This window comes from Streptomyces sp. NBC_01551 (genome assembly GCF_026339935.1).
Lineage (GTDB): Bacteria > Actinomycetota > Actinomycetes > Streptomycetales > Streptomycetaceae > Streptomyces.
The window spans coordinates 1,155,599-1,181,781 of sequence record NZ_JAPEPX010000001.1; the positions used below are offsets into that span (position 1 = coordinate 1,155,599).

22 protein-coding genes and 2 pseudogenes are annotated in these 26,183 nt (G+C 73.1%); 11 read left to right on the forward strand and 13 right to left on the reverse strand.

Features of this window, described 5'->3' with window-relative positions; all coding sequences use genetic code 11:
• The first annotated feature begins 73 nt into the window (after positions 1-73).
• From OG982_RS05080 to OG982_RS05090, 3 genes are all read left to right on the forward strand, one after another.
• Entirely contained in the window at positions 74-1,450 is a 1,377-nt protein-coding gene (locus OG982_RS05080; protein WP_266947998.1) for a TIR-like protein FxsC, read from the forward strand.
• Positions 1,434-5,414 (forward strand): FxSxx-COOH system tetratricopeptide repeat protein, encoded by a 3,981-nt coding sequence (gene fxsT, locus OG982_RS05085; protein WP_266789338.1) that lies wholly within the window; start codon positions 1,434-1,436, stop codon positions 5,412-5,414. The genes OG982_RS05080 and fxsT overlap by 17 nt, the downstream gene beginning before the upstream one ends.
• Before the next feature lie 85 nt (positions 5,415-5,499).
• The gene (locus tag OG982_RS05090; RefSeq protein WP_266789336.1) at positions 5,500-6,396 is read left to right on the forward strand and encodes a DUF4231 domain-containing protein; all 897 of its coding nucleotides are present in this window, start codon (positions 5,500-5,502) and stop codon (positions 6,394-6,396) included.
• A gap of 45 nt (positions 6,397-6,441) precedes the next feature.
• Here OG982_RS05090 and OG982_RS05095 read toward each other — a convergent pair whose 3' ends face one another.
• The 4 genes and pseudogenes from OG982_RS05095 to OG982_RS05110 form a co-directional block, all read right to left on the reverse strand.
• Positions 6,442-6,921, reverse strand: a complete 480-nt coding sequence (locus OG982_RS05095; protein WP_266789334.1) for a hypothetical protein — start codon at positions 6,919-6,921, stop codon at positions 6,442-6,444.
• A 113-nt stretch (positions 6,922-7,034) separates the two neighbouring features.
• Complete coding sequence (locus OG982_RS05100; RefSeq protein ID WP_266789332.1) at positions 7,035-7,916, reverse strand: S1 family peptidase; 882 nt, start codon at positions 7,914-7,916, stop codon at positions 7,035-7,037.
• 266 nt (positions 7,917-8,182) lie between these two features.
• Positions 8,183-8,440 (reverse strand): annotated as a pseudogene (locus OG982_RS05105) (hypothetical protein); the annotation flags it as partial.
• Between the two features lie 82 nt (positions 8,441-8,522).
• On the reverse strand, positions 8,523-9,845 hold the full coding sequence (locus OG982_RS05110; RefSeq protein WP_266789330.1) for a DUF5685 family protein: 1,323 nt from the start codon (positions 9,843-9,845) through the stop codon (positions 8,523-8,525).
• Positions 9,846-10,128: 283 nt separating this feature from the next.
• On the opposite strand from OG982_RS05110, the gene OG982_RS05115 reads away from it, so the two are divergent.
• Positions 10,129-10,587: a cell division protein SepF gene (locus tag OG982_RS05115; protein ID WP_266789328.1), complete on the forward strand. Its 459-nt coding sequence runs from the start codon at positions 10,129-10,131 to the stop codon at positions 10,585-10,587.
• Between the two features lie 9 nt (positions 10,588-10,596).
• On the opposite strand, the gene OG982_RS05120 is transcribed toward OG982_RS05115, so the two are convergent.
• Positions 10,597-11,769 carry an acyl-CoA dehydrogenase family protein gene (locus OG982_RS05120; protein WP_266789326.1) on the reverse strand — a complete coding sequence of 391 codons (1,173 nt, stop codon included), beginning with the start codon at positions 11,767-11,769 and terminating at the stop codon, positions 10,597-10,599.
• Between the two features lie 277 nt (positions 11,770-12,046).
• Complete coding sequence (locus OG982_RS05125; protein WP_266789324.1) at positions 12,047-13,723, reverse strand: MFS transporter; 1,677 nt, start codon at positions 13,721-13,723, stop codon at positions 12,047-12,049.
• A 285-nt stretch (positions 13,724-14,008) separates the two neighbouring features.
• Here OG982_RS05125 and OG982_RS05130 point away from each other — a divergent pair, with 285 nt between their 5' ends.
• Together OG982_RS05130 and OG982_RS05135 are read left to right on the forward strand one after the other, a co-directional pair.
• Positions 14,009-15,124 (forward strand): hypothetical protein, encoded by a 1,116-nt coding sequence (locus OG982_RS05130; protein ID WP_266947999.1) that lies wholly within the window; start codon positions 14,009-14,011, stop codon positions 15,122-15,124.
• Between the two features lie 193 nt (positions 15,125-15,317).
• Positions 15,318-16,382 carry a phosphatase PAP2 family protein gene (locus OG982_RS05135; protein ID WP_266789320.1) on the forward strand — a complete coding sequence of 355 codons (1,065 nt, stop codon included), beginning with the start codon at positions 15,318-15,320 and terminating at the stop codon, positions 16,380-16,382.
• 377 nt (positions 16,383-16,759) lie between these two features.
• Here OG982_RS05135 and OG982_RS05140 read toward each other — a convergent pair.
• Together OG982_RS05140 and OG982_RS05145 are read right to left on the reverse strand one after the other, a co-directional pair.
• Positions 16,760-16,927, reverse strand: a pseudogene (locus OG982_RS05140) (DNA-binding transcriptional regulator); the annotation flags it as partial.
• 62 nt (positions 16,928-16,989) lie between these two features.
• Entirely contained in the window at positions 16,990-17,730 is a 741-nt protein-coding gene (locus OG982_RS05145) for a transglycosylase family protein (RefSeq protein ID WP_266789318.1), read from the reverse strand.
• Between the two features lie 297 nt (positions 17,731-18,027).
• On the opposite strand from OG982_RS05145, the gene OG982_RS05150 reads away from it, so the two are divergent.
• Positions 18,028-18,843, forward strand: coding sequence for a hypothetical protein (locus OG982_RS05150; protein WP_266789316.1), 816 nt, complete (start codon positions 18,028-18,030; stop codon positions 18,841-18,843).
• Between the two features lie 162 nt (positions 18,844-19,005).
• Positions 19,006-19,461 carry a hypothetical protein gene (locus OG982_RS05155; protein WP_266789315.1) on the forward strand — a complete coding sequence of 152 codons (456 nt, stop codon included), beginning with the start codon at positions 19,006-19,008 and terminating at the stop codon, positions 19,459-19,461.
• A gap of 27 nt (positions 19,462-19,488) precedes the next feature.
• Here the strand turns inward: OG982_RS05155 and der are convergent, their stop codons facing one another.
• The 5 genes from der to OG982_RS05180 all read right to left on the reverse strand — a co-directional run bounded on the left by der (position 19,489) and on the right by OG982_RS05180 (position 24,401).
• A complete protein-coding gene (gene der, locus OG982_RS05160; RefSeq protein ID WP_266789314.1) occupies positions 19,489-20,952 on the reverse strand; it encodes a ribosome biogenesis GTPase Der in 1,464 nt (487 codons plus the stop codon).
• A 75-nt stretch (positions 20,953-21,027) separates the two neighbouring features.
• A complete protein-coding gene (locus tag OG982_RS05165) occupies positions 21,028-21,615 on the reverse strand; it encodes a 1-acyl-sn-glycerol-3-phosphate acyltransferase (protein ID WP_266792205.1) in 588 nt (195 codons plus the stop codon).
• A gap of 56 nt (positions 21,616-21,671) precedes the next feature.
• Positions 21,672-22,370: a (d)CMP kinase gene (cmk, locus tag OG982_RS05170; protein ID WP_266789312.1), complete on the reverse strand. Its 699-nt coding sequence runs from the start codon at positions 22,368-22,370 to the stop codon at positions 21,672-21,674.
• 360 nt (positions 22,371-22,730) lie between these two features.
• Positions 22,731-23,819 (reverse strand): prephenate dehydrogenase, encoded by a 1,089-nt coding sequence (locus OG982_RS05175; RefSeq protein ID WP_266949858.1) that lies wholly within the window; start codon positions 23,817-23,819, stop codon positions 22,731-22,733.
• Positions 23,820-23,951: 132 nt separating this feature from the next.
• Positions 23,952-24,401, reverse strand: coding sequence for a YidB family protein (locus OG982_RS05180; protein WP_266789310.1), 450 nt, complete (start codon positions 24,399-24,401; stop codon positions 23,952-23,954).
• 133 nt (positions 24,402-24,534) lie between these two features.
• Between OG982_RS05180 and OG982_RS05185 the strand changes: the two genes are divergently transcribed.
• The 3 genes from OG982_RS05185 (at position 24,535) to OG982_RS05195 (ending at position 26,180) form a co-directional block, all read left to right on the forward strand.
• On the forward strand, positions 24,535-24,876 hold the full coding sequence (locus OG982_RS05185; RefSeq protein WP_266789308.1) for a DUF952 domain-containing protein: 342 nt from the start codon (positions 24,535-24,537) through the stop codon (positions 24,874-24,876).
• Between the two features lie 86 nt (positions 24,877-24,962).
• Complete coding sequence (locus OG982_RS05190; RefSeq protein ID WP_266789307.1) at positions 24,963-25,433, forward strand: Rieske (2Fe-2S) protein; 471 nt, start codon at positions 24,963-24,965, stop codon at positions 25,431-25,433.
• Positions 25,434-25,475: 42 nt separating this feature from the next.
• Positions 25,476-26,180 (forward strand): nucleotidyltransferase domain-containing protein, encoded by a 705-nt coding sequence (locus tag OG982_RS05195; RefSeq protein WP_266789305.1) that lies wholly within the window; start codon positions 25,476-25,478, stop codon positions 26,178-26,180.
• Positions 26,181-26,183: the final 3 nt, after the last annotated feature.

Here is a 26,183-nt window from a genome sequence, read left to right on the forward strand (position 1 = left end):
AACCACGAGGGGATGTGGCGAAGCAGCTCCGGAATGATGTTTCTTCGCTCGACATCTTCGGGACGGGGGTCGTGTGCCCGCATCAGTGCAGCCGTATTTTTTTCTCAGTTATGCGCATACGCCGAGATTCGGGGCCGGGGGGCCCGACCCCGACATGTGGGTCGAGCGCCTCTATCGCGATCTCTGCAGCCATGTCATGGCGCTGACCGATCTGCCCGCGGGCTCCGAAGCGGGTTTCATGGACCGGGAGATACGCAGCGGCGAGGGCTGGTCGGAACGGCTCGCGCAGGCGCTCGCCACCTGCCGGGTCTTCGTCCCCCTGTTCTCGCCACGGTACTTCGCCAGCGAGATGTGCGGGAAGGAGTGGTTCGCCTTCGCGCAGCGCGCCATCCAGCACGGCGCGATCAGCAACCAGCCGGCCGAGGCCATCGTGCCCGCCCTGTGGGTTCCGGTGCCGCCCTCCCAACTGCCCGGCCCCGCCGAGCGGTTGCAGTTCAACCACAACACCTTCGGCGAGCGCTACGTCACCGACGGCCTGTACGGGCTGATCAAACTGCGCGGCTACGCCGAGCAGTACGAGCGGGCCGTGTACGAACTCGCCAAGCGCATCGTGCGGGTCGCCGAGACCGTCCGCCTCGAATCCGTGCGCCCGGTGGACTACCGGGTGGTGCCGAGCGCCTTCGGCACGACCGGCAGCCCGGCCCGCACCCTCCACGTCACCGTGGCGGCGGCGGCCCGGCACGAGCTGCCGGAGGGCCGCAGCCCCGAGTACTACGGGGAGAGCGCGCTGGACTGGAATCCGTACCACCCGGCCTCCCAGCGGCCCATCGCCTACGTCGCCGAAGACCTGGTGCGCAACCTCAACTACCGCACCACCATGAGCTCCTTCGACGACGAGGCGGGGCACTTCGACGGAAAACAGCCGCCGACCCGCCCCGAGATCCTGATCATCGACCGTTGGGCGGTGGAGGACGAGCAGCGCCGCCAGCGGCTGGCCGCCTTCGACCAGGAGTCCCGGCCCTGGATCAACGTGGTGGTGCCGTGGAACCGCTACGACCACCAGAGCCGCGCCCGGGAGAACGAGCTGGTGCACCGGCTGGAGGACACCATGCCCGTCAAGATGAGCCAGGGCCGGGCCGCCTGCCGGGCCGCCGCCAACGGGGTGGCGAACATGGAGACCCTCGGGCAGATCCTGCCGCAGGTCGTCGAGGCCGCCGCCCAGCAGTTCCTCAGACACGCGCAGGTGTACCCACCGGCCGGCGGCACCCCCACCGAACGCCCGCGGCTGCTCGGCCCGATGGGGATGAACGGGCCGCCCGCACCGCCGCCCCGCGCCCCGTTCCCACCCGACGCCGACGAGGCCGGCGCCACCCGCCGGGGCCGCCACGAACGCGATGCCACAGCCGACAACGACACCGACCGGGGGGACACGGATGACAGCGAGTCGTGACAGCAGCGGCCGTGACGGACGCATCGTCACCTTCTACTCGTACAAGGGCGGCACGGGCCGCACCATGGCGCTGGCCAACACCGCCTGGATCCTCGCCGCCAACGGCAAGCGGGTGCTCGCCGTGGACTGGGACCTGGAGGCCCCGGGCCTGCACCGGTTCTTCCACCCCTTCCTGGACCCCTCCACGCTCGGCGCCACCACCGGGGTCATCGACCTGATCAGCGAGTACGCCTGGGCGGCGACCAGCCCGGCGCAGCGCGCCGACGACTGGCACAAGGACTACGCGCGCATCCAGCCGCACGCGGTCTCCCTCACCCCCGAGACCCTGGGCTGGGAGTTCCCCGACGGCGGCACCCTCGACTTCGTCTCGGCGGGCCGGCAGAACCGCGAGTACTCGGCGACCGTCTCCACCTTCGACTGGGACAACTTCTACGACCGGCTCGGCGGCGGCCTCTTCTTCGACGCCTTGCGGGCGGACATGAAGCGGAACTACGACTACGTCCTGATCGACAGCCGCACGGGGCTCTCCGACATCGCCGACATCTGCACCGTGCACCTCCCGGACGTCCTGGTGGACTGCTTCACCCTCTCCGACCAGTCCATCGACGGCGCCGCCTCCGTCGCCCGCCAGATCGACGAGCGGTTCAACGACCGCGGCATCAAGATCTACCCGGTCCCGATGCGCATCGACGAGGGTGAGAAGGAGAAGGCCGACGCGGGCCGCGCGCTCGCGCGGATCAAGTTCGACCGCTTCCCCAACGGCCTCGTCGGCGACGAGCTCACCTCGTACTGGGGCGCGGTGGAGATCCCGTACCGGCCGTACTACGCCTACGAGGAGACCCTGGCCACCTTCGGGGACGAGGCCGGGCTCACCAACTCGCTGCTGTCCGCCTTCGAGCGGCTCACCGCCGTGGTCACCGAGGGCGAGATCACCTCCATGCCGGCCATCGGCGAGGAGGTCCGGCTGCGGATCCGCGACGCGTTCACCCGGCGGCGCCCGGCGCTGCCCGCCGACCTGTTCCTCTCCTACGTCGCCGAGAACCGGATGTGGGCCGACTGGATCGAGTCGGTGCTCACCCGGGCCGGGTTCCGCGTCGTCCCCAAGGACGTCTCCGCCGAGCGCGCCCCGGGCACCGCCCCCGGCGACACGCTGGGCGCGGGCATCAGCGTCGACACCGCGGCGCGGACCGTGGTGCTGCTCTCCAGCGCCTACCTCAAGTCGGCCCGGGCGGTGGACGTCTGGGAACGGGCGGCCGCCGAGGACCCGACCGGGGGCCGGCGGCAGCTGGTGCCGCTGCGGGTGGGCGACGTACGCCTGTCCACGCCCTACATCGACCGCAACCCGGTGGACCTCTTCCGGCTCGACGAGGTGCACGCCACCACCGCCCTGCTGCGCGCGGTGGAGCGGCCGACGGCGCTGCCGGACAGTGTCGCCAGCGCCTCCCAGCCCGGCCCCCGCTTCCCGGGGACCGTGCCGAAGATCTGGAACGCTCCGCCGCGCAACCCCGGGTTCACCGGCCGCAGCATCGTGCTGGAGCGGATGCGCGACCAGCTCGGCGGCGGGATGGCGGTGGTGCTGCCGCAGCCGCAGACCCTGTACGGGCTCGGCGGCGTCGGCAAGACCCAGGTGGCGCTGGAGTACGTCCACCGGTTCATGGCGGACTACGACCTGGTCTGGTGGATCTCCTCGGAGCAGACCGACGACGTGGTCGCGGCCCTCGCGGAGCTGGCCGTACGGCTGGGCGCGCAGACCGGCGAGGACATGTCGGCGGCCTCGCAGGAGGCGATCGACCTGCTGCGGCGCGGGGTTCCCACCTCGCGGTGGCTGCTGGTCTTCGACAACGCCGACGATCCCGAGACGCTCAAACGGTTCTTCCCGCCGGGCGGCCCGGGCCACGTGCTGGTGACCTCCCGCAACCAGTCCTGGTCGCAGTACGGGGACGCGCTCCCGGTGGACGTGTTCCTGCGCGAGGAGTCCATCGAGCACCTCCAGCGCCGGGCCCCCGGCCTGACCAAGGACGACGCCGAGCAGGTGGCCGTCGCGGTGGGCGACCTGCCGCTCGCGGTCGAGCAGGCGGGCGCCTGGATCGCGGAGACGGCGACGCCGGTGTCCGCGTACCTGGAGCAGCTGGCGCAGCAGGCCGCCCGCGTGCTGGGGCTGAACCAGCCGCCCGGGTACCCGGAGCCGGTGGCCGCGACCTGGAACGTGTCGATCGAGCGGCTCCAGTCCCGCTCCCCGGCCGCCGTGCGGCTGCTCCAGCTGTGCGCGTTCTTCGCGCCGGAGCCGATCTCGGCGAACCTCCTCTACAGCAAGGAGATGATCGACGCGCTCAAGCCGTACGACTCCTCGCTCCAGGAGAAGCTGGTGCTGGGCCGGGTGATCCGGGAGATCGGCCGCTTCGCGATGGCCAAGGTCGACCAGGTCGGCAACAGCATCCAGGTGCACCGGCTGGTGCAGGCGGTGATCCGGGCGCAGCTGTCCGAGGAGGAGCAGCGCGAGGCCCGGCACGCGGTGCACCGGATCCTGGCGGGGGCCCGGCCGGACGACGACGAGCCGATAGACAACCCGGAGACCTGGCCGCGGTTCAACACCATCTGGCCGCACCTGACGCCGTCCGAGGCCCGTTTCTGCCGCGAGCCGGAGACCCGCCGGCTGATGATCGACCGGGTGCGCTACCTGTGGAAGCGCGGTGACTTCAAGGCCGCGTACGCGCTGGGCGAGGAGCTGCGCGAGACCTGGAAGGAGACGCTCGGCAACGACGACCTCCAGTACCTGTACCTGCGCTTCCACCTCTCCAACATCCTGCGCTCGCAGGGCCGGTTCGTGGAGGCGAAGGAGCTGGACGAGGTCACGCTGGAGCGGCAGCGCGGCGCGCTCGGCCCCTCGCACCCGCACACGTACATGACGACCAGCGGCCTGGCGATGGACCTGGGCGCGCTCGGCCGGTACGGCGAGGCGATGGACCTGGCGAAGGCCGCGCACGAGGGCTTCGGCCAGATCTTCCACGAGGCGCACCCGCGCACCCTGGCCGCCGCGAACAACCTGGCGCTGAACCTGCGGATGGTGGGGCAGTACGCGCGGGCCCGGGAGATCGACCAGGAGGTCTTCGACCGGCGCACCGAGGTGCTGGGCCCGGACCACCCGTACACCCTGTCGTCGGCGCAGAACCTGGCGCGGGACCTGCGCGAGGTGGGCCGGTACGACGATTCGGTGCAGCTGCTGAGCCGGACGTACGAGATCTACAAGCGGCAGTTGGGCCGGGCCTTCCCGGGCACGCTGTCGGCGGCGAAGAACCTCGCGGTGTCGCTGCGGCGGGCGGGGGACCTGGAGGACGCGCTGCGGCTGACCACGGCGACCCGCAACCGCTACCGGGCCAAGTACACCTCGGTCAACCCGGACCTGCTGGCCTGCGAGCTGAACCTGGCCGCGGACATGTTCGCGACCGGGGACCCGGGCGGGGCGCGGGACCTGGCGCAGGAGGTGGTGGACGAGTACATGAAGGTGCCGGGCGAGCGGCACCCGTACACCCTGGCCGCGCTGAACAACCTGGCGGTCTTCCACTGGGGCACGGGCGCGGCGGACACAGCGGACACGATGCTGAGGCAGACGATCCGGTACATGCGCGAGGTGCTGGGCGACAACCACCCGCACACCGTCTTCGCCCACCTGAACCTGGCCAACGCCCGCGCCGACCAAGGCGATCCCGAGGGCGCCCTGGAGCTGGAGCGGACGGCGGTGATGCGGCTGCGCGAGGCGCTCGGGGCGCATCACCCGGAGACCCTGGCGAGCGCCTCCAACATGGCGGTGAGCCTGGACGCGATGGGCCGCAAGGAGGAGGCGGCGCGGGTCCGCGCGGACGCGGTCGCGGAACTCACGCGGCTGCTCGGCGAGGACCACGGGCTGACCCGCTACGCCCGCGACGAGCGACGGGTCCACCGCGACCTGGAGCCGCTGGCGGTGTGATCCGCCGGCGGGCGGCGGGGACGACGGGTCCCCGCCGCCCGCACCCACCCGACAGCAGACTGGGGGGTTCGCTGTGACCGACAGCATGACCTTTCGAAACGAGGACCTGCCGGCCCTCTTCCACCACACCGACCAGGCGGCGATCTCCCGGCAGCGGGAGTCCACCCAGGCCACCCGCGCCCAGCTGCTGCTGCTCGTCGCGGCCGCCGGGGCCGCCGCCCTGCCCTCGGCGCCCGCCGTGGGCTCGCTGCACGTGTTCGCGGCGCTGAGCGCTCTGGCGTACGCGGGGGTGCTGGCCGTGGGCGTACGGGCGTCCAGGCGGCGGGCGCGCCCGCAGTGGCAGCTCAACCGCAGCGCGGCCGAGTTCATCAAGTCCCTGGCCTGGCGGTACGCCGTGCACGGGGCGCCGTTCGGCACCGAGGTCGAGAGCCCGCAGGCGACGTACCGCACGCGGCTGGAGAAGGGGCTGGACGAGCTGCGCAAGATGGGCTGGGAGGATCCGCGGACGGCGGGCCTTGTGCCGGAGGGCGGGGAGATCACCGGCGCGATGCAGCGGCTGCGCTCGATGGGCTACCAGCCGCGGCGCGAGACGTACGTACGGGACCGGCTGATCGAGCAGCGCAACTGGTACCGGCGCAAGACGGAGGTGTCGCGGCGGGCCACGTCGCTGTGGTCGTGGACGATCGTGCTGCTGACCTGCGTGGGCCTGCTGTTCGCGCTGTCCGGGGCATGGGGTTCGGGGCCGGGGGCGGGGCCGACGGGGCTGCTGAGCTCGGCGGCGGCCGCCGCGATCGCCTGGAACGAGGTACGGCGCCACCACCCGCTGATCGAGGCGCACACCCTGATCGAGCAGGATCTGGCGGCGATGATGGTCGTGATGCAGACGACGATCACCGAGGCGCACTGGCCGAACGCGGTGTACGAGACGGAGCGCTACGTCTCGCCGCAGCACACGGACTGGCTGGCCCGGCACAGCAGCTGACGCGGGGTGCTCCGGCGCGAGGGGCTCCGGCGCGAGGTGCGCGGCTCAGTCGCGGGTCACGCCCTCGCGCCAGATGACGGTGACCGGCTTCCCCAGGGCGCGCGCGTAGGCGACGATCTCGGCGGTGCCGCCGTGGCCGCGGGCGGGCCGGCCGTCCCAGACGGCGACGAGCCGGTCGCAGGAGTCGGCGATGTAGGTGCCGGCGGCGTAGTAGGCCTCGTCCGTGGAGCGGGCGAAGTCCATCCGGATCTCCTGGGAGGCACGCCCCTTGAGCCGCCGGTAGCCGGCCAGGGACTCGGGGTCCTCGAAGGCGTCCTCGTAGTCCCCGCTGGGGATGACCACGGTGAGGTCGGCGCCGCATTCGAGCGCGATGGCGGCGAACAGCTGGTCCGCTCCCTCGGCGAGGCTGGAGAGGGCCTCCAGCGGCCCCTCGTGGTCCCGCAGTACGGCGCGCAGGCCGTCCCGCACGTGGCCGAGCACCTCGCCGGGAATCGACCGGTGCCCGGTCACGCCGATGCGTTTCATACGCACACCTGCTCCCCCATGGACACGGACGCCCCTGGACATCCTCCCAGAAGGCGGGAGGACGTCCAGGGGTGCGACGGGGGCGCACGGAGCGGTGTCCGCGCGGTGCCCGGTCAGTAGACGCTGACTCCGTAGGCGCTGAGCGCCTCCACCACGGGCTGGAAGAAGGTCGTTCCGCCCGAGGAGCAGTTGCCGCTGCCGCCCGAGGTGAGGCCGACCGCTCGGGTGCCGGAGTAGAGCGGGCCGCCGCTGTCGCCGGGTTCGGCGCAGACGTTGGTGCGGATCATGCCGTACACGATGTCGCCGCCGCCGTAGTTGACGGTGGCGTTGAGGCCGGTGACGGTGCCGCTGTGGATGCCGGTGGTGGAGCCGCGGCGGGTCACGGACATGTTGAGGGTGGGGTTGACGGCGCTGGTGATGTCCTGGCTGCCGACCGTGCCCGGCGGCACGGGCGAGTTGCTCGCGTATTTGATGAGGCCGTAGTCATTGGTCGGGAAGCTGGATCCGACGGTGCTGCCGACGACGGCGGTGCGGGCGGAGTTGCTCCACCAGGTGCCCGCGCCGTCGGTGCAGTGCCCGGCGGTCAGTGCGTAGTAGGTGCTGCCGCTGCGCACGTTGAAGCCGAGGGAGCAGCGCCAGCTGGTCGCGTAGATGGCGTCTCCGCCGGAGGCGAGCTTGGTCAGCTTGCCGGGGACGCGTTCGATGCGCAGGGCGGCGGCGTCGGCACCGGCCTCGCGCTTGATCTTCGTGAGGGACGCCTCGGTGACGGTGGAGTCGGCGGTGACCACGAGGGTCCCGGTGGCGGGGTCGGTGTGCCAGGCGGTGCCGCCGACGTCGGCGCGCAGGACGGAGGCGTCGGCCGAGGCGAGCCGGGCGGCGCTGAATCCGGTGTCCTGGCCGTCGCGCGGTCCGTCCGCGCTCGCCGCGGTGGGCACGGCGAGTGCCGCGGCGGCGGCCAGGCCGGTGGCCACCGCGAGCAGCCTGGTACGGGTCATGCTCTTGATCCTCACTTCTCGTCCTCCCGGGAGGGATCGGGGGCCCGGCGAACGTGGGGGTGCCGGAGCCCGTGAGGCGCAGTCGGCGGCACGGCGGGCGCTTGGGCTCGGGTCGTGCTCCTGACGCGCCCCTGACAAATTCCTGGGCCAGCCACCGACAAGCACTGTCGGGAGTGTCCTGGCGTCAGTTACCGGTCGCAAGAGCGCCTTTCAGCCTTCGCTCGCCCGCCGCGGCGGCGCGCAGCGACCTCGAAGGGCGGGGCCTCGTCGGCGGCGAGTATGACCTCTCCGGCGAAAAGCTCTCCGTCGAGGCGGATGCCGTCCGCGGGGGCGGCCGTGAGTTCCATCGCGTCACCGTCGGCACGCCAGCGCCCCGGAACGGCCGGAATTCGCCCTTCCGGGTAGTCGGCGAGCCGGTGCGTTCCGGTCAGCGCGAGGGAGCCGCAGGGGGCGGACACGGCGGCCACCCGGCGCTCGTGCCAGTTCCGCCAGGCGGCGTGCGGGTCGTGCGCGTCATCGTTCATGCCGCTCAACCCTTCCACGCCCGCCCGGACGGGAACCACCCCGTACGCCGTCCGGACGCGCGGAATCTGAAAGAGCCTCAGCTCAGCAGTCGCAGCCGCACCCGTCACAGCAGCAGCCGTCACAGCTGCAGCAGCCGTCGCAGTTGCCGCAACCGGGGTCGCCACAGTCGCTGCACGCGTCGCACCACGCGTCCCGCTTCTTGCGGGACCACGGGCCCTCGTGGTCGGTGCAACAGAGCTGGCAGGTGCAGAACAGCCCGAGAGCGACGGCGCAGCCCGCGAGCAGCCCCCGGCGCGGCTTCTGCGGCGGCCGCCCGCCGCCGCCGTGGCCCCCGGAACCGCCCGGACCGCCCGGGCCCATGGGCGGGGGCAGCCCCGGGCCGCCGGGGGCGACCGGGGTGGTGGGGCCGTACGGATTGTGGCCGTAGGGCTGCCGGCCGTGGGGCGCCTGGACGCCGCCGTACGGACCGGCGCCCCCGCCCGGGGCGCCGTAGCCCTGCGGCGGCGCGCCGTAGCCCCCGCCGGAGTTCGTGACGGTGTGGCCGCAGGAGGCGGTCCCGAAGGCCCGGTCCACCGAGGTGCGCAGCTCGTGGACGAGCAGCCGGTGTGCCAGCCCCGCGTCCGCGAACTCCACCTCGCGCAGAGCGAGCCGGATGCCCCGCAGGGCGTCGTCGCACAGCCGGCGCGCCTCTGCGAGGGAGGTCCCGGTGGCCGTGAGCGGGTTCCAGGCGCCCGAGGCGGCGTCGGCGGCCTGGTCCTCCACGGCGTCCAGCAGGTGCGCGAGCCGCCCGAAGTAGCGGCCCGCCTCGGCGAGCGGGGCGGTGTTGCCTGGCCGTCCCGCGAGGATCGCGGTATGCGCGAAGGCGGCGGCCGTCGCGGTCTCCGTCGGCTCGGTCACCACCAGCACGGGCGTGCCGGGCCCGGCCAGGGTCTCGATGCCGCCCTGCCGGTCGACCGCGTCCACCAGCACCGCGGTGTCGAAGCCGAGCGAGGCCCCGGTGCGCGCGCCGGCCCGGTCCCAGCCCCGGGCCACCTTGCGCGCGGCGGCGGCGATCGGGGCGCGGGCCAACAGCCCGTCCCGGTCGGCCACGTGGTCGCGCACCTTCGCGGAAGCCAGCACCAGCGAGACGGCGGCCGCGAGCCGGGCCCCCTCGCCGTTGGCCACCGGCGCGGTGCGCATGCCGCGCAGCGGGCAGGGCCCGGCGACACGCCGGGCGCCGGGCGCGGGACCGGACTGAGCCTCCGTCAGAACGGAGACCAGCAGCCCGTCGTAGTTGGTGACGATCCGGGCGAACTGCCCGTGGTCACCGCGAAGTGCCAGGCAGAGACCGCAGAGATGGGCCATCCACTCCGTCTTGAATCGCTCCCCCAGGCGGTGCGTGCAGGGCCTGACGATGCCGAACAATGCGTTCCCCCGTGTGTCATACGCGTACGTGCGGGGCATCGTATCCAGCCGGTTCGTTCACCCGTACGCCCCCACCGCTCACCCGCCCGGCGGCTCCGGTCGTATTTTCACTCAGTCAGCAGTGGTAGCCGCCGGGAACCTCGGCAGTGCAACGGATGTTCTGCACCAGTACCGTCACGAAACCCCTGCGCGGCGGCTATCCACTTGGCGCGTTGTCAGCATCATGGACGACCATAGGGACGCGGAGAAGAAGACAGACTGATCGCGGTGAAAGGAGGCGTCCATGGGTTCGGTGCGCAAGGCGAGTGCCTGGTTGGGTCTCGTGGAGGACAGCGACGACGAGCGGTACTACGACGACGACTACGCGGAGGCGGTGGAGCGCCAGCACGGCTCGGTCTCCGGCCCCGGCGACCAGTGGGTCACCGACCCCCGGGTCAAGGTGGCCTCGGAGTCGGCGGTGGAGCAGGGCCGGCGGATCGCGACCGTGACCCCGGACGGCTTCCGTGACGCGCGCGGAATCGGCGAGCTGTTCCGCGAGGGCGTCCCGGTGATCGTGAACCTGTCCTCGATGGACCCGGGCGACGCGAAGCGCGTGGTCGACTTCGCGGCCGGTCTGACCTTCGGGCTGCGCGGCTCGATCGAGCGGGTGGCGACCAGGGTCTTCCTGCTGACCCCGGCCGACACCCAGATCGTGAGCGGCGAGCCCGCCGGCCGCTCGCGCGACTTCTTCAACCAGAGCTGAGCAGGGCCCTCACCGGAAGGCGTCGAGGCCGGTGAGCGCCTTGCCCAGTACCAACTGGTGCATCTCGACGGTGCCCTCGTAGGTGAGGACCGATTCGAGGTTGGTGGCGTGCCGCATGACGGGGTACTCCAGTGAGATCCCGTTGGCCCCGAGGATGGTCCGCGCGGTGCGGCAGATCTCGATCGCCTCGCGGACGTTGTTGAGCTTGCCGAAACTGATCTGCTCGGGCCGCAGCGTGCCCGCGTCCATCCGCCGCCCCAGGTGGTGGGCGAGCAGGATCCCCTTGTGGAGTTCCAGCGCCATGTCCGCCAGCTTGGCCTGGGTGAGCTGGAAGCCGCCGATCGGCTTCCCGAACTGCTCGCGCGTCTTCGCGTAGTCGAGCGCGGACTCGAAACTGGCGCGCGCCGCGCCCATGGATCCCCAGATGATCCCGTACCGCGCGTGGCTGAGGCAGCCGAGCGGTCCCTTGAGCCCCGTGACACCGGGCAGCACCGCGTCGGCGGGCAGCCGTACGTCGTCCATCACCAGCTCGCTGGTCACCGAGGCGCGCAGCGACCACTTGTGCTTGATCTCCGGCGCGGAGAAGCCGGCGCTGTCCGTGGGCACCGCGAACCCGCGGATGCCCTCGTCCGTCTGCGCCCAGACGACGGCCACCGCCGCGACACTGCCGTTGGTGATCCACATCTTGCGGCCGGTCAGTACCCAGTCGGTGCCGTCGCGCTTCGCGTACGTGCGCATCGCCGCCGGGTCGGAGCCGACGTCGGGCTCGGTCAGCCCGAAGCAGCCGATCAGTTCGCCGGCCGCCATGCCGGGCAGCCAGCGCTGCTTCTGCTCCTCGGAGCCGTACTTCCAGATCGCGTACATGGCGAGCGAGCCCTGTACGGAGACCAGCGAGCGGATCCCGGAGTCGGCCGCCTCCAGCTCAAGGCAGGCCAGGCCGTACTGCACGGCGCTGGCGCCGGCGCAGCCGTAGCCCTCCAGGGACATCCCGAGCGCCCCGATGGAGCCGAGCTCGCGGGCCAGCTCCCGGATCGCGGGCAGCTCCCCGCTCTCGTACCACTCGGCGATGTGCGGCAGGACCCGGTCGGCGGCCCAGCCGCGGACGGTGTCGCGGACGGCACGGTCCTCGGGGCTGAGCAGCTCGTCGAGGCCGAGCGGATCGGTGGGCAGGAACGGTGACACGGGGCCTCCCGGCGGCCTGGTCGGAACCTCGGTCGTGCCGTCGAACCACCGCCTGGTCAGCGGGTCCGGCACGCACGCCCGTCCGACGCTAGACGCCACCCCTCCCGCGATCAACCCCCGCCGGACCCGCCCCTGCCGGGGCGTGAGCCACGACACCCGCCCATGCGTGTGACACGGCTCCCGCCGGCGCTTGAGACACGGGACCCGCCGCATCCGGCCCAGCCCGCGTTCGAAGCGCGGGCTCGCGGGGTTCGGGGCGGAGCCCCGGCGGCGGTGCTCAGCCCACCCGTTCCGGGGGAGCCGGGCACGGCTCGGCGGCGGACTGCGCGGGCAGCCGGACCGCCGGCGGCTCACCGCCGCCCTCGGCGGCCCCGCACTCCATGACCTTCGGCAGCCTCAGCGCCATCACCGCCCCCGCCACCAACAGCCCGGCGCTGACCAGCAGCGTCACGTGCAGCCCGTGGACGAACGCGTGCCGCGCCGCCGCGTGCAGGGCCGCCCCCGCCGGGCCGCCCAGCTGCGCCGCGACCTGGTACGCCTCGCCGAGCGAGTGCGCCGCGGCCGCCGAGTCCCGCCCCGAGACCCCCGGCACCCCCGCGAGCCCGGGCGCGTACGCCGCGTTCATGACGCTGCCGAGCAGCGCGATGCCGATGCCCGCGCCCAGCTGGTACGAGGTCTCGCCGATCGAGGCCGCGCCCCCGGCCGTGTCCGCGGGAGCCTCGCTCAGCATGGACTCGTAGGCCGCGAACAGCGTCGTCTGCAGGCCGAAGCCGAGCAGGATGAACCCCACGGTGAGCAGCGCCGGCCGGTCCTGCTGCCCCATCAGCGTCAGCAGCAGCACCGCGCAGGCCGTCAGCGCGAACCCCGACGACACCATCACGCGCGGCCCGATCCGGGCCAGGGTGTACGAGCCGGTGGCGCCGGCGGCCATGGCGGCGAAGGTGAGCGGCAGCAGCCGCAGCCCCGTCTCCAGCGGGCTCAGCCGCAGCACCAGCTGGAGGTACTGGACGGCGATCAGCTCCAGGCCGACCAGCGCCAGCATGGCGAGCACGATGCAGCCGACGGACGTCGTGAAGGCCGGCCGCGAGAACATCCGCATGTCGATCAGCGGGTGCGCCCGCCGCTTCTGCCGCCGGACGAACAGCACCAGCAGCGCCACCCCGAGCAGCAGCGGCACCACCGCCCAGGCGTCGGCCAGGTGCCGCTCCGCGCCGATCCGCTTGATCCCGAGGACCGCGCCGAGCACACCGGCGGCGGCCATCAGCGCGCCGAGCACGTCCCACGGCCCGTCGCAGGAGCCCTTCGACTCCGGCAGCAGCCAGCGGCCGAGCGGCAGGATCAGTGCCATCAGCGGGATGTTGATGAGGAAGACGGAGCCCCACCAGAAGTGCTCGACGAGGAAGCCGCCGAGTACGGGCCCACTGGCGGCCCCGACGGCGGCGACGGCCGTCCAGATGCCGATGGCGAGGGCCCGCTCGCGCCGGTCGGGGAAGACCTGGCGCAGGATGGACAGCGTGGCGGGCATGATCATCGCGCCGCCGACGCCCAGCAGGGCGCGGGCGACGATCAGCACCTGCGCGTTGTCGGCCACGGCGGCGATCGCGGAGGCGACGCCGAAGAGCCCGTACCCGAGGAGCAGGACCCGGCGGCGGCCGACCCGGTCGCCGAGGGTGCCGAACAGGATCAGCAGCGCGGCGCAGACCAGCGGGTAGGCGTCGACGATCCACAGGAGTTCGATCGGGCCGGGGCGCAGGTCCTCGGTGACTGAGGGGACGGCCACGTGCAGGATCGTCGCGTCGAGCGCGACGAGGACGAGGCTGACGCAGAGGACGGCGAGGACGAGCCAGCGGTTGGCGCCGCCCGAGACCGCGCGCACGCGCTGTCGGAGCGAAGGGGCCGGGTGGTCACCGGCGGCGCCGGCGGACCTGCGGTCGGCCGCGTTCGTCTCCGACATGCATGTACCTCCCAGGTGAGCCCTCACACTCGGTGGACCAGCGTCTTGCGGAGCCGCTGCGGGTGGTGCGCGGTGCGGCGGCGTCCTACGGGGTCCGGCATCGACGTGCGAGTGAACGGTCAGCGTACGCGAGTTCGTCAGCGCCTCACGTGGTCAAGCTCTCATCCCGGCGGCGGTCGCCGTGTGGTGTGCGCCACTCGCCCCACCCCACCCCTTCCCCCGCGTACACGGCTGCTCACGGCCCGTGGTTCCGGCCGTCGCGCCCCTGTGCCGCCACCGATAATCATGCCTGTGAAAGATCTTGGATTTCGCCGGGCCGCGCCCGCGCTGGCCGTCTTCGCGGCCGTCCGGCTGCTCGGGCTGACCGTGCTCGGCGCGTGGGGGGCGGCGGCCGGCAGTAGTGCGCACACGCTGCTCTCCGCGCGCTGGGACTCCCTCTGGTACGCGCGGATCGCGGCCGAGGGGTACGGGTACGAGGTGGTCCTCCCGAACGGGGCGGTCCACTCGAACCTGGCGTTCTTCCCCCTGCTGCCCTGGCTTGAGCGGCTGGTCGCGGCGCCGACGGGGCTCTCGTACGGCTCGGCGGGCCTGGTGGTCTCGGTGGCGGCCGGGCTCGCCGCGGCCTGGGGGATCTTCGCCGTCGCCGACCTCTCGTACGGCCGCCGGGCCGGGGTGCTCGCGGTGGCCGCGTGGGCGGCGCTGCCCGTGGGGATCGTGCAGTCCATGGCGTACAGCGAGGCGCTGTTCACGGCGCTGGCCGCGTGGGCGCTGTACGGGGCGCTGCGCGGGCACTGGCTCACGGCGGGTCTCCTCGCGGCCGGGGCGGGGCTGACCCGCCCGGTCGGCGCCGCGGTCGTGGCGGCGGTGTGGGTGGCCGCCGTCCTCGCGTGGCGGCGCGGGGAGCGGTCCTGGCGGATGGCGGCCGGTGTGCTGCTGGCCCCGCTGGGGGCGGCGGCGTACGTCCTGTGGGTCGGGGCGCGCACCGGTGGCGGACTGCTCGGGTACCTCGACGTACAGGAAGGCTGGGGCAACGGCTTCGACGGGGGCTGGGCCTTCGCCCGCTTCATCGGCGCGCGGCTGGCCTCCTCCGCCTTCCTCGCCGGGATCGCCCTGATCGCGGGGGTCGCGCTGGTGCTGTGGCTGTACGCGCTGTGCGTACGGCAGCGCCAGCCGGCCGCGCTCCTCGTCTACTGCGGGATCGTGGTGGCCCTGGCGCTGTGCGCCTCGGGGTACTTCGGCTCCAAGCCCCGGCTGCTGCTCCCGGCGTTCCCCCTGATGTTCCCGGTGGCGGTGGCGCTGGCCCGGTGGCGGACCGGGCGGGCTGCGGCCGTGCTGGGCGCGGCGGCGCTGGCCTCGGCGGTGTACGGGGCGTTCTGGCTGAACGGTTCGGGACCCCCGTAAAGAAATCCCGCCTGCTGAAATAAAGTTCAGGTAAGCATCAGAAACAATGCGCGGACGGTTGATCAAGACGGCTCCAACCAATGCCACGATAAAGGGAATTAACTCCCGCGTGAGACCAACTCCACATCACATGGTCATCACAAACCCCGTGATTCGCCCGGGCTGAGCAGCCTCGCGCGGTAACGTCGATTCAGTGCGTACCGAACATTTCCTGACCCGTCTGGACCGGGCGTTCGCCCGGCTCGACCGGGAACCAGAGCGACCGGCTCATCTGCAAACGCCGCAGATGAGCCGGCACCGCGTCGTGCTCCTGGGATCGACCCTGGCCTTCTACCTCGCCATCGTCGTGGCCGTGCTGACCACCTCGTGGCTGGTCCGGCTGGACTGGCAGATCATGTTCTTCCGGCCCTACGAGCAGTGGCCGCAGCTGCACGCCTTCCTCGACTACCTCGTCGTCCTGGGCCAGCGCGGACCGACCGCGGTCATGGTCGCGGCGTGGCTCGGCTGGCGCTCTTGGCGGCAGCACACCCTGCGCCCGCTGATCACCCTCGGCGTGTCACTGCTGCTCCTCAACATCACCGTCGGCGCCGTCAAGCTCGGCCTCGGCCGGCTCGGCCCGCACTACGCCCGGCAGATCGGCTCGGCCGAGCTGTTCGCGGGCGGCGATATATTTCCCTCCGGCCACACCGCCAACGCCGTCGTGACCTGGGGAATCCTGGCGTATCTGGCCTCGACCGTGGTCACCCGGCGGGTGCTGTCCGTGGTCTCCGCCGTCGTCTCGCTGAGCGTCGGCGCCACCACCGTGTACCTGGGCACGCACTGGGTCAGCGATGTGCTGCTGGGCTGGTCCGCCGGCCTGCTGATCCTGCTGGCGCTGCCCTGGTTCGAGCCGCTGATCGCCCGGATCGAGGCGTACGTGTTCGAGCTCCGCGAGCGGATGCGCCGTCGCGTGGAGGCCGGGCTGGTGCCCGAGCCGGTCGCGGTCGCGCTCACCCCGCTGCTGTCGGCGGGCGGGAAGTGGCAGCGCCGCCGGCCCGTCGGACCCGTCGTCCCGACCGCGCTGCCCGCGCCCGCCACCGCCCCGGCCGGGCACTCGCCGGTCGCCGTCCGGCCCGCCGCGCACCTGTCGGGCCGGCCGCACGTGATCCGCTCCGAGCGGACCCCGGTCACGCCGGCCGGCAGCCGCCGCCCGGCGCACACCGAGCGGGCGGCGGCCGCCGCCCGGGGCACCTCGGCCCGCCCGGTCGCCGGCGGCTGAGCCGCCCGGCCCGCGGGGGCGGTACGCACGACTCCCCCGCGGCACGCAGACCCACCCTCGCGGCGGGCCGGTCACCCACCGGCCCGCCGCGGGCATTTGGGGCGCGGTCGTCCATTTGCCCAGGACGTCAGCTCGGCGCCGGGACGTTCGTCCGTCCCGGGTCACGCTTGGGTCACGGAATGTCGACAGTTCTTTGACAGCGGCGCGTTCGCCCGACTTCGTCCGCAAAGGCGTCCGGCCAATTGTTTTCCCGTGCGCCGCGCTCCCGCCGCGGCCGCCCTTTCGAATTCCCGCCGGAAGCTGTTGAATTCCTGTGAGGGATTGCCCGGCCGTGCTGGTTCAGACCATGCGGATCTCGTGAATCCCCCTCAGATTCCTTACATGTCCTTCACCGACGCGGGCTCCAGAGCCCGCGTCGGCCGGTCCCGGGCGGCCCTGATCCGGTCGGTCAGCTCCGGCGGTTCGACCACTTCGAACCCACAGCCGAGCAGCATCAGGCGGATCACGGGAACGTCGAGGTTCACCGCCCCGGCGCGCAGCGGACAGCCGTCCTCGCCGGTCTCCCCCAGGGCCCCTGAGCGGGCCCACGGCCCGCACCCGGTGCCCCCTACGGGGCCGGGGCGGACGCCCCCGTTCCGTCCGGGGCGGCGGCAGCCGGAGCCGCGGGGCCGGGCGAAACGGGCACGGCCACCGGGGCGGGAGGCGGGGTCGCTGCGGGTACCGCCGGAGGCGGCGAGGACGGATCGGACGAGGGCAAGGTCAGCAGTGCGCCCACCGTGAGAGCCTGTGGGTGGGGGCCGATCGCGGGGCGGTTCGCCTCGTACAGGGCGCGCCAGCCGCCCCGGACGCGGTACCGGCGGGCGATCGAGTCCAGCGAGTCGCCCGGCCGCACCACGTGCATCCGGCCCGCCAGCCCGTACCGCTTCGAGCACACCGGCCAGGCGTCCCACCCCTGCGTGCCCAGCAGTTCCTCCGCCACCCTGATCTGCTGCTCCCGCGTCGCCAGGTCGGCCCGGGCCGCGTAGGCCAGTCCCCCGTGCTCCTCCCAGGTCGGCTGCCAGAACTGCAGCCCCCCGTAGAACCCGTTCCCGGTGTTGACCGACCACCGCCCGCTGCTCTCGCAGTCGGCCACGCAGTCCCAGGGCCACTGCCCGCCCGGCCCGCAGTCCCCCGGCCCGGTCCCGATCACGCCGGGCGAGCCGGGGTGCCCCGCCGCCGCGGGCCCGGGCGCCGGGGGCGGCGGAGCCGAAGCGGCGGCGGCCGCCGGAACCCACGGGAGTACGAGTACCAGCGCGGCCGCCGGCGCGGCCCGGCGAACACGGCGGAAGCGGGCGCGGAGAGCGGGCATCGCGTCACGCTACGCAGCACCCGCCGCCCGTCCGCCGCGCCACGCGCGGCGCCCGCGCGCCCCACCCGGACGGCCGACCCGCCGACCCGCCCGAAACGGCCAGCACCGGCCACCAACTGCACACAACCAAACAACACTTGGCACCGAAACGAAGGCCCGGCCGGGCCGTTCACCCCTCCGGGTGCCAGGTTCGATTCCGTTCCCTCAAACGGCGTGACCCCACCCGCCGCTCCCCCGTTGAGCCCGGCGAGCCGGGAACCGCCCGGCCCCCGCACGCCTAGTCCGAGGAGCCACCCCGTGCCCCGCATGCTCGACGTCAGTGATGAGGTACGTGCCGAGATCGGTGACGAAGAAGCCGACAGGCTGCTCGTCGGCCCCGACGCGCCGGGCAGTTACGACTGCACCTCCTGCCGTACCCCCGGGGACCCCGAGAACGACCGCACCAGCACGGTGCTGTTCGTCGGCGAGGAGACCGCCGTCCTCGCGTTCGCCCACGCCACCTGCATCCCCTCCCAGGTCGTCTCCGTCTCCGAAGAGCAGCTCCAGGGCGCCGTCCGCAGCATCACCGGCGACAGCCCGGCCCCCGCCGACCCGGCGGCCGCCGCCGACGCTCCGCAGAACGTGCCCGGCGGCCAGGCCGTCCTCGGCATCACCAGCGGCCTGGTCCTGATCGGCGGCGAGCTGCACCCCGCCCTCGTCGTCGAGCCGACCGCGCCGATCGCCCGCCCCGGCACCACCGGCCCCGGCGACGACTTCCTGCCGCTCCTGATCGAGCAGGGCTTCATCCCGGTCACCGACACCGCCCAGCTCCCCTCGCCCCTGAACGGCTGGTCCGTGCTGCTCGCCGCCGGCCAGCTGCACGCCGTGCTCCAGCCCGGCGCCGAGGGCGGCGGCCAGGTCGCGTGGTGGCAGGCCCACCAGGCCCTCTCGGTCACCGACGGCTGGCGGGCCGCCGTCAACAAGACCCAGCGCGTGCTCATCTACGCCGCCCCGGTCGGCTCCATCGGCCAGCAGCCCCGCGAGGACCTGCTGCGCGACGCGCTCGACAAGGCGGCCGCCGACGGCAAGCTCGTCGCCGCGTCGATGCCCCTGGCCGGTACCCCGGGAGCCTGATCCCCCTCCCCCCTCCTCCGCCCCGAACTGCCGTCCGCCCCCTGCCGAGGGGGCCGGATGGCATGCGCCGGGGGTGCGCGGTCCGTCCCGCGCACCCCCGGCGATCTGCGTTTACTCCCCCGCCGCCCGCATCCGCAGGGCCCCGGTTTCGTTGGCTGATACGTGCATTCATACGACCCACCCCGCGCCCCGTACTACCCGAGCACCGTCTCCCAGCTGCGCCCCGCACGGGACCGGGAGAGCGCTCCGGCCGCCTCGCACACCCCCATCTTCGACACCCTGTACTCGGAGTACCTGCGCGCCTTCCGGGCGCTGCCGGGGGACCGTACGGGCGAGGAGGACCTCGGCTTCACGGCGTTCTCGTACGGGGGCGCCTACGGCGGCTCCGGCACCTCCGGCGGCTCCGCCTCGTACGGCACCGGCAGTGCCGGCTGGAACGGTTCCGCATGGCAGCAGACGGACTCCTGGCAGCCGTCGTACACCCCGCAGCCGGCCTACTCGTACGCCGTCTCGGCCACCACCGCGTCCCCTTCCGGATACGGCAACGGGCGGCAGCACCAGACCGGGATGCACCACATCCCGGCGGCCCTGCCGCCCGCTCCGCGCCGGGGCTACTGACCCCGGCGCGGCGTCACTCCGTACGCCTCACTTCTTCTTCTTGTACTGGGCACCGCGCTTCTCGCGCACGCGCACCGAGATGTGGATCGGGGTTCCCTCGAACCCGAACTCCTCGCGCAGACGGCGCTCGATGAAGCGCCGGTAGCCGTGCTCCAGGAAGCCGGAGGCGAAGAGGACGAACCGCGGCGGCTTGCTGCCCGCCTGGGTACCGAACAGGATGCGGGGCTGCTTGCCGCCGCGGATCGGGTGCGGGTGCGCGGCGACGACCTCACCGAGGAAGGCGTTCAGCCGACCGGTGGGGACGCGCGTCTCCCAGCCCGCGAGGGCGGTCTCGATCGCCGGGACCAGCTTCTCCATGTGGCGGCCGGTCAGCGCGGAGACGTTGACGCGGGGCGCCCAGGCGACCTGCTGCATCTCGGTCTCGATCTCGCGCTCGAGGTAGTAGCGGCGCTCCTCGTCGAGCTCGTCCCACTTGTTGTAGGCGACGACGATCGCGCGGCCCGCCTCGACGGCCATCGTGATGATGCGCTGGTCCTGGACGCTGATCGTCTCGGTGGTGTCGATCAGGATGACCGCGACCTCCGCCTTCTCGACCGCGGCGGCGGTGCGCAGGGAGGCGTAGTAGTCGGCGCCCTGCTGGAGGTGCACCTTCTTGCGGATGCCCGCGGTGTCCACGAACTTCCAGGTCACGCCGCCGAGCTCGATCAGCTCGTCGACCGGGTCGCGGGTGGTGCCGGCCAGCTCGTTGACGACGACCCGGTCCTCCTTCGCGACCTTGTTCAGCAGCGAGGACTTGCCGACGTTCGGGCGCCCGATGAGCGCGATGCGGCGCGGGCCGCCGGGGGCGCCGGCGCCGAAGGTCTGCTCGGGGGCCTCCGGGAGCGCCTCCAGCACGGCGTCGAGCATGTCGCCCGTACCGCGGCCGTGCAGCGAGGAGACCGGGTGCGGCTGGCCGAGGCCCAGCGACCACAGGGAGGCCGCGTCGGCCTCGCCGCTCTGGCCGTCGACCTTGTTCGCGCACAGGACGACGGGCTTGCCGGCCCGGCGCAGCAGCTTGACGACGGCCTCGTCGGTGTCGGTGGCGCCGACCTTGGCGTCCACGACGAAGACGACCGCGTCGGCGGCCTCGATGGCGTACTCGGCCTGGGCGGCGACGGAGGCGTCGATGCCGAGGACGTCCTGCTCCCAGCCGCCGGTGTCGACGACCTTGAAGCGGCGCCCGGCCCACTCGGCCTCGTACGTGACGCGGTCGCGGGTGACGCCCGGCTTGTCCTCGACGACCGCCTCGCGGCGGCCGATGATCCGGTTCACCAGGGTCGACTTGCCGACGTTCGGGCGGCCGACGACGGCGAGTACGGGGAGCGGCCCGTGGCCGGCCTCCGAGATCGCGCCCTCGACGTCCTCGACGTCGAAGCCTTCCTCCGCGGCGAGCTCCATGAACTCCGCGTACTCGGCATCGCCAAGCGCTCCGTGGTCGTGCTGGTCGTTCATGAAGTCCGTTCCTCGTCGTTCGTGGTGATCGGTGGCACCCGCGCAGCGCGGTTCCACTACTAGGTCAAGTCTCGCTCAGCGCCCGGTCAGGCGCTTGGCGTCGGCCAGGTGGGCGGTCAGCCGGTCCTGGATGCGTACGGTGGCCTCGTCCAGCGCGGTACGGGTACGGCGGCCACTGCCGTTCCCCGCGTCGAAGGCGTCGCCGAAGACGACGTCGACCCGGCTCTTGAGCGGCGGCAGGCCCTTGACGAGCCGGCCCCGGCGGTCGGTGCTGCCGAGCACGGCCACCGGCACGATGGGCGCGCCGCTGCGGACCGCGAAGTACGCGAGCCCGGCGCGGAGCGAGGCGAAGTCGCCCTCGCCCCGGGTGCCCTCGGGGAAGATCCCCAGGGCCCCGCCCTGCTCCAGTACGCCGAGTGCCCTGGTGATCGCGGTGCGGTCCGTGCCGGAACGGTCCACCTTCACCTGCCCGATCCCCTCCAGGAAGGGACCGAGCGGGCCTATGAAGGCCTCTTTCTTGATCAGGAAGTGCAGCGGCCGGGGGGCCGTGCCCATGAGCATGGGGCCGTCGATGTTGTGCGCGTGGTTCACGGCCAGGATGACGGGGCCGGAGGCCGGCACCTTCCAGGCGCCGAGCACGCGCGGCTTCCACAGCCCGTACATGAGGCCGATCCCGATCCGCCGGCCGACCGCCGCACCCTTGAGGGAGGGCGTTTCACTCACTTGCGCCCCGCCCGCTTCTCCTCCACCAGGGTGACGACGCACTCGATCACCTGGTCGAGCGTGAGCTCGGTGGTGTCGACCTCGACGGCGTCGCCGGCTTTGGCCAGCGGGGAGGTCTTGCGGCCGGAGTCGGCCGCGTCCCGCTTGATCAGGGCTTCCTTGGTGGCGGCCAGGTCACCGGCCTCCTTGCCCTTCAGCTCGCCGCTGCGGCGGGCGGCGCGGGCCTCGGCGGAGGCGGTGAGGAAGATCTTGAGGTCGGCGTCGGGCAGGACGGTGGTGCCGATGTCCCGGCCCTCGACGACGATCCCGCCGTCCGCCTCGGCGGCGATGGTGCGCTGCAGCTCGGTGATCCGGGTGCGGACCTCGGGGACGGCGCTGACGGCGCTGACCTTGGAGGTGACCTCCTGGGTCCGGATCGGCCCGGCGGCGTCCAGGCCGTCGACGGTGATGGTCGGTGCGCAGGGGTCGGTCCCGGAGACGACGGCGGGCTTGCCGGCCGCAACCGCGATGGCGTGCGGGTCGTCGGTGTCGACGCCGTTGGTGATCATCCACCAGGTGATGGCCCGGTACTGGGCACCGGTGTCCAGGTAGCGCAGCCCGAGCTTGGCGGCCACGGCCTTGGAGGTGCTGGACTTGCCCGTGCCGGAGGGACCGTCGATGGCGACGATCACGGCGGACGGAGCTGCGGTTTCCACGGTGCGGGCACCTTCCTGGTTGCGCGTACGTGTCCGGGCGCGCCAAAGCGCCCCTCCCCAAGGTTACCGGCCCCGCACACCTCCCGGCCCCGCCCCCGTTTCCACCACCCGCCCCGACCCCGCCCAGACCCCGTCAGCCCATCCGGCCCCGTCAGCCCATACGGCCCCGCCGACCCATCCAGCCCCGCCGGCGTTTGAGGCGCGGGGGTCCGGGGGCAGCGCCCCCGGCAACGGCACCGCACCGGCCCCACTCAGCGTCGCTGGCCCACTCAGCGTCGCTGGCCCACTCAGCCGCACCGGCCCCGCTCAGCCCCGCCGGCGATTGAGGCGCAGGGGTCCTGGGGGCGGAGCCCCCGGGGGTCACTGCTGGCGCAGTGCCCAGCCCCGCTCCCGCAGCTCGGCCGTGAGGCCGGGAACGGCCCGGGGTTCCACCATCAACTGCACCAGACCGGCCTGCTGCCCCGTCGCGTGCTCGATCCGCACGTCCTCGATGTTCACCCCGGCCCGCCCCGCATCGGCGAAGATCCGCGCCAGCTCCCCCGGCCGGTCGCTGATGAACACCCCCACCGTCTCGTACGCCATCGGCGCGGCCCCGTGCTTGCCCGGCACCCGCACCCGCCCCGCGTTCCCCCGCCTCAGCACGTCCTCGATGCCGGCCGCCCCGCCCCGCCGCTTCTCCTCGTCCGCCGACTGGAGCCCCCGCAGCGCCTCCACCGTCTCCGACAGGTCGGCCGCGATCCCGGCCAGGACGTCCGCCACCGGCCCGGGGTTCGCCGACAGGATCTCCACCCACATCCGCGGATCGGACGCCGCGATCCGCGTCACGTCCCGGATCCCCTGCCCGCACAGCCGGACCGCCGTCTCGTCGGCGCCCTCCAGCCGCGCCGCGACCATGCTCGACACCAGCTGCGGGGTGTGCGACACCAGCGCCACCGCCCGGTCGTGCGCGTCCGCGTCCATCACCACCGGTACCGCCTTGCACAGCGCCACCAGCTCCAGCGCCAGGTTCAGCACCTCGTGGTCGGTGTCCCGGGTCGGCGTCAGTACCCACGGCCGACCCTCGAACAGGTCCGCCGTCGCCGCCAGCGGCCCCGAGCGCTCCTTGCCGGCCATCGGGTGCGTCCCGATGTACGCCGCCACGTCCACGCCGAGGGCCTCCAGCTCCCGCCGCGGCCCGCCCTTGACGCTCGCGACGTCCACGTACGCCCGCGCCAGGTCCCGCCCTATCGCGTCGGCCAGCGCCGCCGCCACGTGCGCCGGCGGTACGGCCACGACCGCCAGGTCGACCTTGCCCTCCGGGGCGTCGTCCGTGCCGGCCCCGAGGGAGGCGGCCGTCCGGGCCTGGGCCGGGTCGTGGTCGGCGAGGTGGACGGTGATCCCGCGGGCGGTCAGGGCGAGCGCCGCGGAGGTGCCGATCAGTCCGGTTCCGATGACGACGGCGGTTCTCACGGGGCGCTCCAGGGTGATCGCGTACGGGGGCAACGGCATTCCTGACTCAGGGTAGCCATCCCGTACGGCACGAGGGCCGGGCGACCGCCCCTTGGACGGCCGCCCGGCCCTCACGCACCGCCCGGGAGCCGGCTAGAGGTTCTGCTGCCGGATGATGTCCTCCAGCGATCCCGTCGGCAGCTGTCCCTGCGGACTCAGCTTGTCGACGGCCGTCGGAAGCGACCGCGCGATCTGGTCGGCGGCCTCCTGGGTGCTGACGCCGGTCTGCTCGGCCACCTTCCGGAGGGTCTCGTCCGGCAGTGCCTGCGCGATCTCCGCGCCGGAGACGGCCTTGTTGTCGCCCGTCCCGATCCACGACTGCGCCTGGTCGGTCAGGCCCGACTTGGTCAGCATGTCCATCAGCCCGCCGAGCGGGTTGTTCCCGCCCCCGGCCGCCTGGGCCCCGCCCGCGCCCCCGCCGCCGCCCACAAGGGCGCCGAGCAGCGCGCCGAGGATGTTGCCGGCCCCGCCCGAGCTGCTCGCGCCGCTGCCGCTGCCGCCGAGGAGACCGCCCAGAAGGGAGCCGAGGTCATTTCCCGCCATGGTCACGCCTTTCGAAGAGGGGCCGGGCGCACGACGCTGGGCGCCCGGCTTCGAGACACGGACAATGTCGCCCGGACCGGACGGCTCCGCCACCTGGCGCAGACCCCGCGCCCGCTGGGGTAGAACACTCGGCATGATCTTCCACATCGTCCCGCTCGCCGACTGGACCGCCGAGCCCGACCTCCCGTACGCCCCGCCCTCGCTCGACTCGCAGGGCTTCGTGCACTGTTCGGCCGATCCCGCGACCGTGCTGGCCATCGCCGAGTCCCACTACCGCCAGACGCCCGGAACCCTGCTCGCCGTGGAACTCGACGAGGCGGCCCTGACCGCGGAGGTCCGCCGGGAGGGTGAATCCGGGGGTCGCTATCCGCACGTGCACGGTCCGTTGAACCGGGGAGCGGTGAGGCGCGTGTGGGAGGTGGTACGTACCCCTGGCGGCCCGGCGGAACTCACCCCCTGGCGGCCGGGGCCCTGAAACGGAAACGGTGTGGCGGGCTTCTGCTGGGGCCCGTCACTTGCCAGGATGCGTCTCGCCATCCCGGCAACGAGCGAGGAGATGTCATGAGCGACCCGAACCGCACTGCCCGGCGCACCGTACTGGCGGCAGGAGCGGCCGCCCTGGCCGGCGGCGCCCTCACCGCCTGCGGCAGCGAGGACAAGGCCGCGACCGAACTGGGCACCCCGGCCCCGCAGCCGTCCGGGAACGCGCAGGGCTCGGCCCCGGCGTCCGCCCCGGCCGGCGGGAAGACGCTGGCGAAGGCCGCGGACGTGCCGGTGGGCGGCGGGACCGTCCTCAAGGAGCAGAAGCTGGTCGTGACCCAGCCGACGGCCGGGTCCTACCGCTGCTTCACGGCGGTCTGCCCGCACCAGGGCTGCCTCGTCAACAAGGTCGAGAACGGCACCATCGACTGCCCGTGCCACGGCAGCGAGTTCAAGGTCACGGACGGCGCGGTGGTCAAGGGGCCGGCGACCCGCCCGCTCGCGGAGAAGAAGATCAACGTGACCCCGGCCGGCGAGATCCAGCTCGCCTGAATCCCCTCGCGGGGCGGGCGGCGGTCCGCTTACGCTCCCCCGATGAACGAACTGACGCCCGAATCCCTGGAACTGGTACGCGACCACACGGTCTACGCGTGCGTGATGGGCTCGCGGGCGTTCGGCCTGGCGACGGAGGCGAGCGACACCGACCGGCGCGGTGTCTACCTCGCCCCGACCCCGCTGTTCTGGCGGTTCGAGAAGCCGCCCACGCACGTGGAGGGGCCGCGGGAGGAGCAGTTCTCCTGGGAGCTGGAACGCTTCTGCGAGCTCGCCCTGCGCGCCAACCCGAACATCCTGGAGTGCCTGCACTCCCCGCTCGTGGAACGGGTGACCCCGCTGGGCGAGGAACTCCTCTCCCTGCGCGGGGCGTTCCTCTCCCGCCGGGCCCACACCAGCTTCGGCCGGTACGCGGTCTCCCAGCACGGCAAACTCGTCGCGGACGTCCGCGTCCACGGCGCCCCGCGCTGGAAGCACGCCATGCACCTGCTGCGGCTGCTGCTGTCCTGCCGCGACCTGCTGCGCACGGGCCGCCTGACCATCGAGGCCGGCCCGCACCGCGAGCGCCTCCTCGCGGTCAAGCGCGGCGAGCTGTCCTGGTCCGAGGTCGACGCCTGGATGGCACGGCTCACGCTGGAGTGTGAGACGGCCCTGTCCACCACCCCGCTCCCGGAGGCCCCGGACCACGCCCGCGTGGCGGACTTCCTCCTGCGCGCCCGCCGCGCCTCGGCCGCCGCCCCGGTCTAGCCG

Excerpts from the sequence above, each read along its gene's own strand:
- OG982_RS05145 (WP_266789318.1), bottom strand. The coding sequence starts at position 17,730 with ATGCCCGCTCTCCGCGCCCGCTTCCGCCGTGTTCGCCGGGCCGCGCCG.
- OG982_RS05180 (WP_266789310.1), bottom strand. The coding sequence starts at position 24,401 with ATGGCGGGAAATGACCTCGGCTCCCTTCTGGGCGGTCTCCTCGGCGGC.
- OG982_RS05165 (WP_266792205.1), bottom strand. The coding sequence starts at position 21,615 with ATGTACGGGCTGTGGAAGCCGCGCGTGCTCGGCGCCTGGAAGGTGCCG.
- OG982_RS05115 (WP_266789328.1), top strand. The coding sequence starts at position 10,129 with ATGGGTTCGGTGCGCAAGGCGAGTGCCTGGTTGGGTCTCGTGGAGGAC.
- OG982_RS05195 (WP_266789305.1), top strand. The coding sequence starts at position 25,476 with ATGAACGAACTGACGCCCGAATCCCTGGAACTGGTACGCGACCACACG.
- OG982_RS05130 (WP_266947999.1), top strand. The coding sequence starts at position 14,009 with ATGCCTGTGAAAGATCTTGGATTTCGCCGGGCCGCGCCCGCGCTGGCC.
- OG982_RS05100 (WP_266789332.1), bottom strand. The coding sequence starts at position 7,916 with ATGACCCGTACCAGGCTGCTCGCGGTGGCCACCGGCCTGGCCGCCGCC.
- OG982_RS05185 (WP_266789308.1), top strand. The coding sequence starts at position 24,535 with ATGATCTTCCACATCGTCCCGCTCGCCGACTGGACCGCCGAGCCCGAC.
- OG982_RS05090 (WP_266789336.1), top strand. The coding sequence starts at position 5,500 with ATGACCTTTCGAAACGAGGACCTGCCGGCCCTCTTCCACCACACCGAC.
- der (WP_266789314.1), bottom strand. The coding sequence starts at position 20,952 with ATGAACGACCAGCACGACCACGGAGCGCTTGGCGATGCCGAGTACGCG.
- OG982_RS05095 (WP_266789334.1), bottom strand. The coding sequence starts at position 6,921 with ATGAAACGCATCGGCGTGACCGGGCACCGGTCGATTCCCGGCGAGGTG.
- fxsT (WP_266789338.1), top strand. The coding sequence starts at position 1,434 with ATGACAGCGAGTCGTGACAGCAGCGGCCGTGACGGACGCATCGTCACC.
- OG982_RS05125 (WP_266789324.1), bottom strand. The coding sequence starts at position 13,723 with ATGTCGGAGACGAACGCGGCCGACCGCAGGTCCGCCGGCGCCGCCGGT.
- OG982_RS05190 (WP_266789307.1), top strand. The coding sequence starts at position 24,963 with ATGAGCGACCCGAACCGCACTGCCCGGCGCACCGTACTGGCGGCAGGA.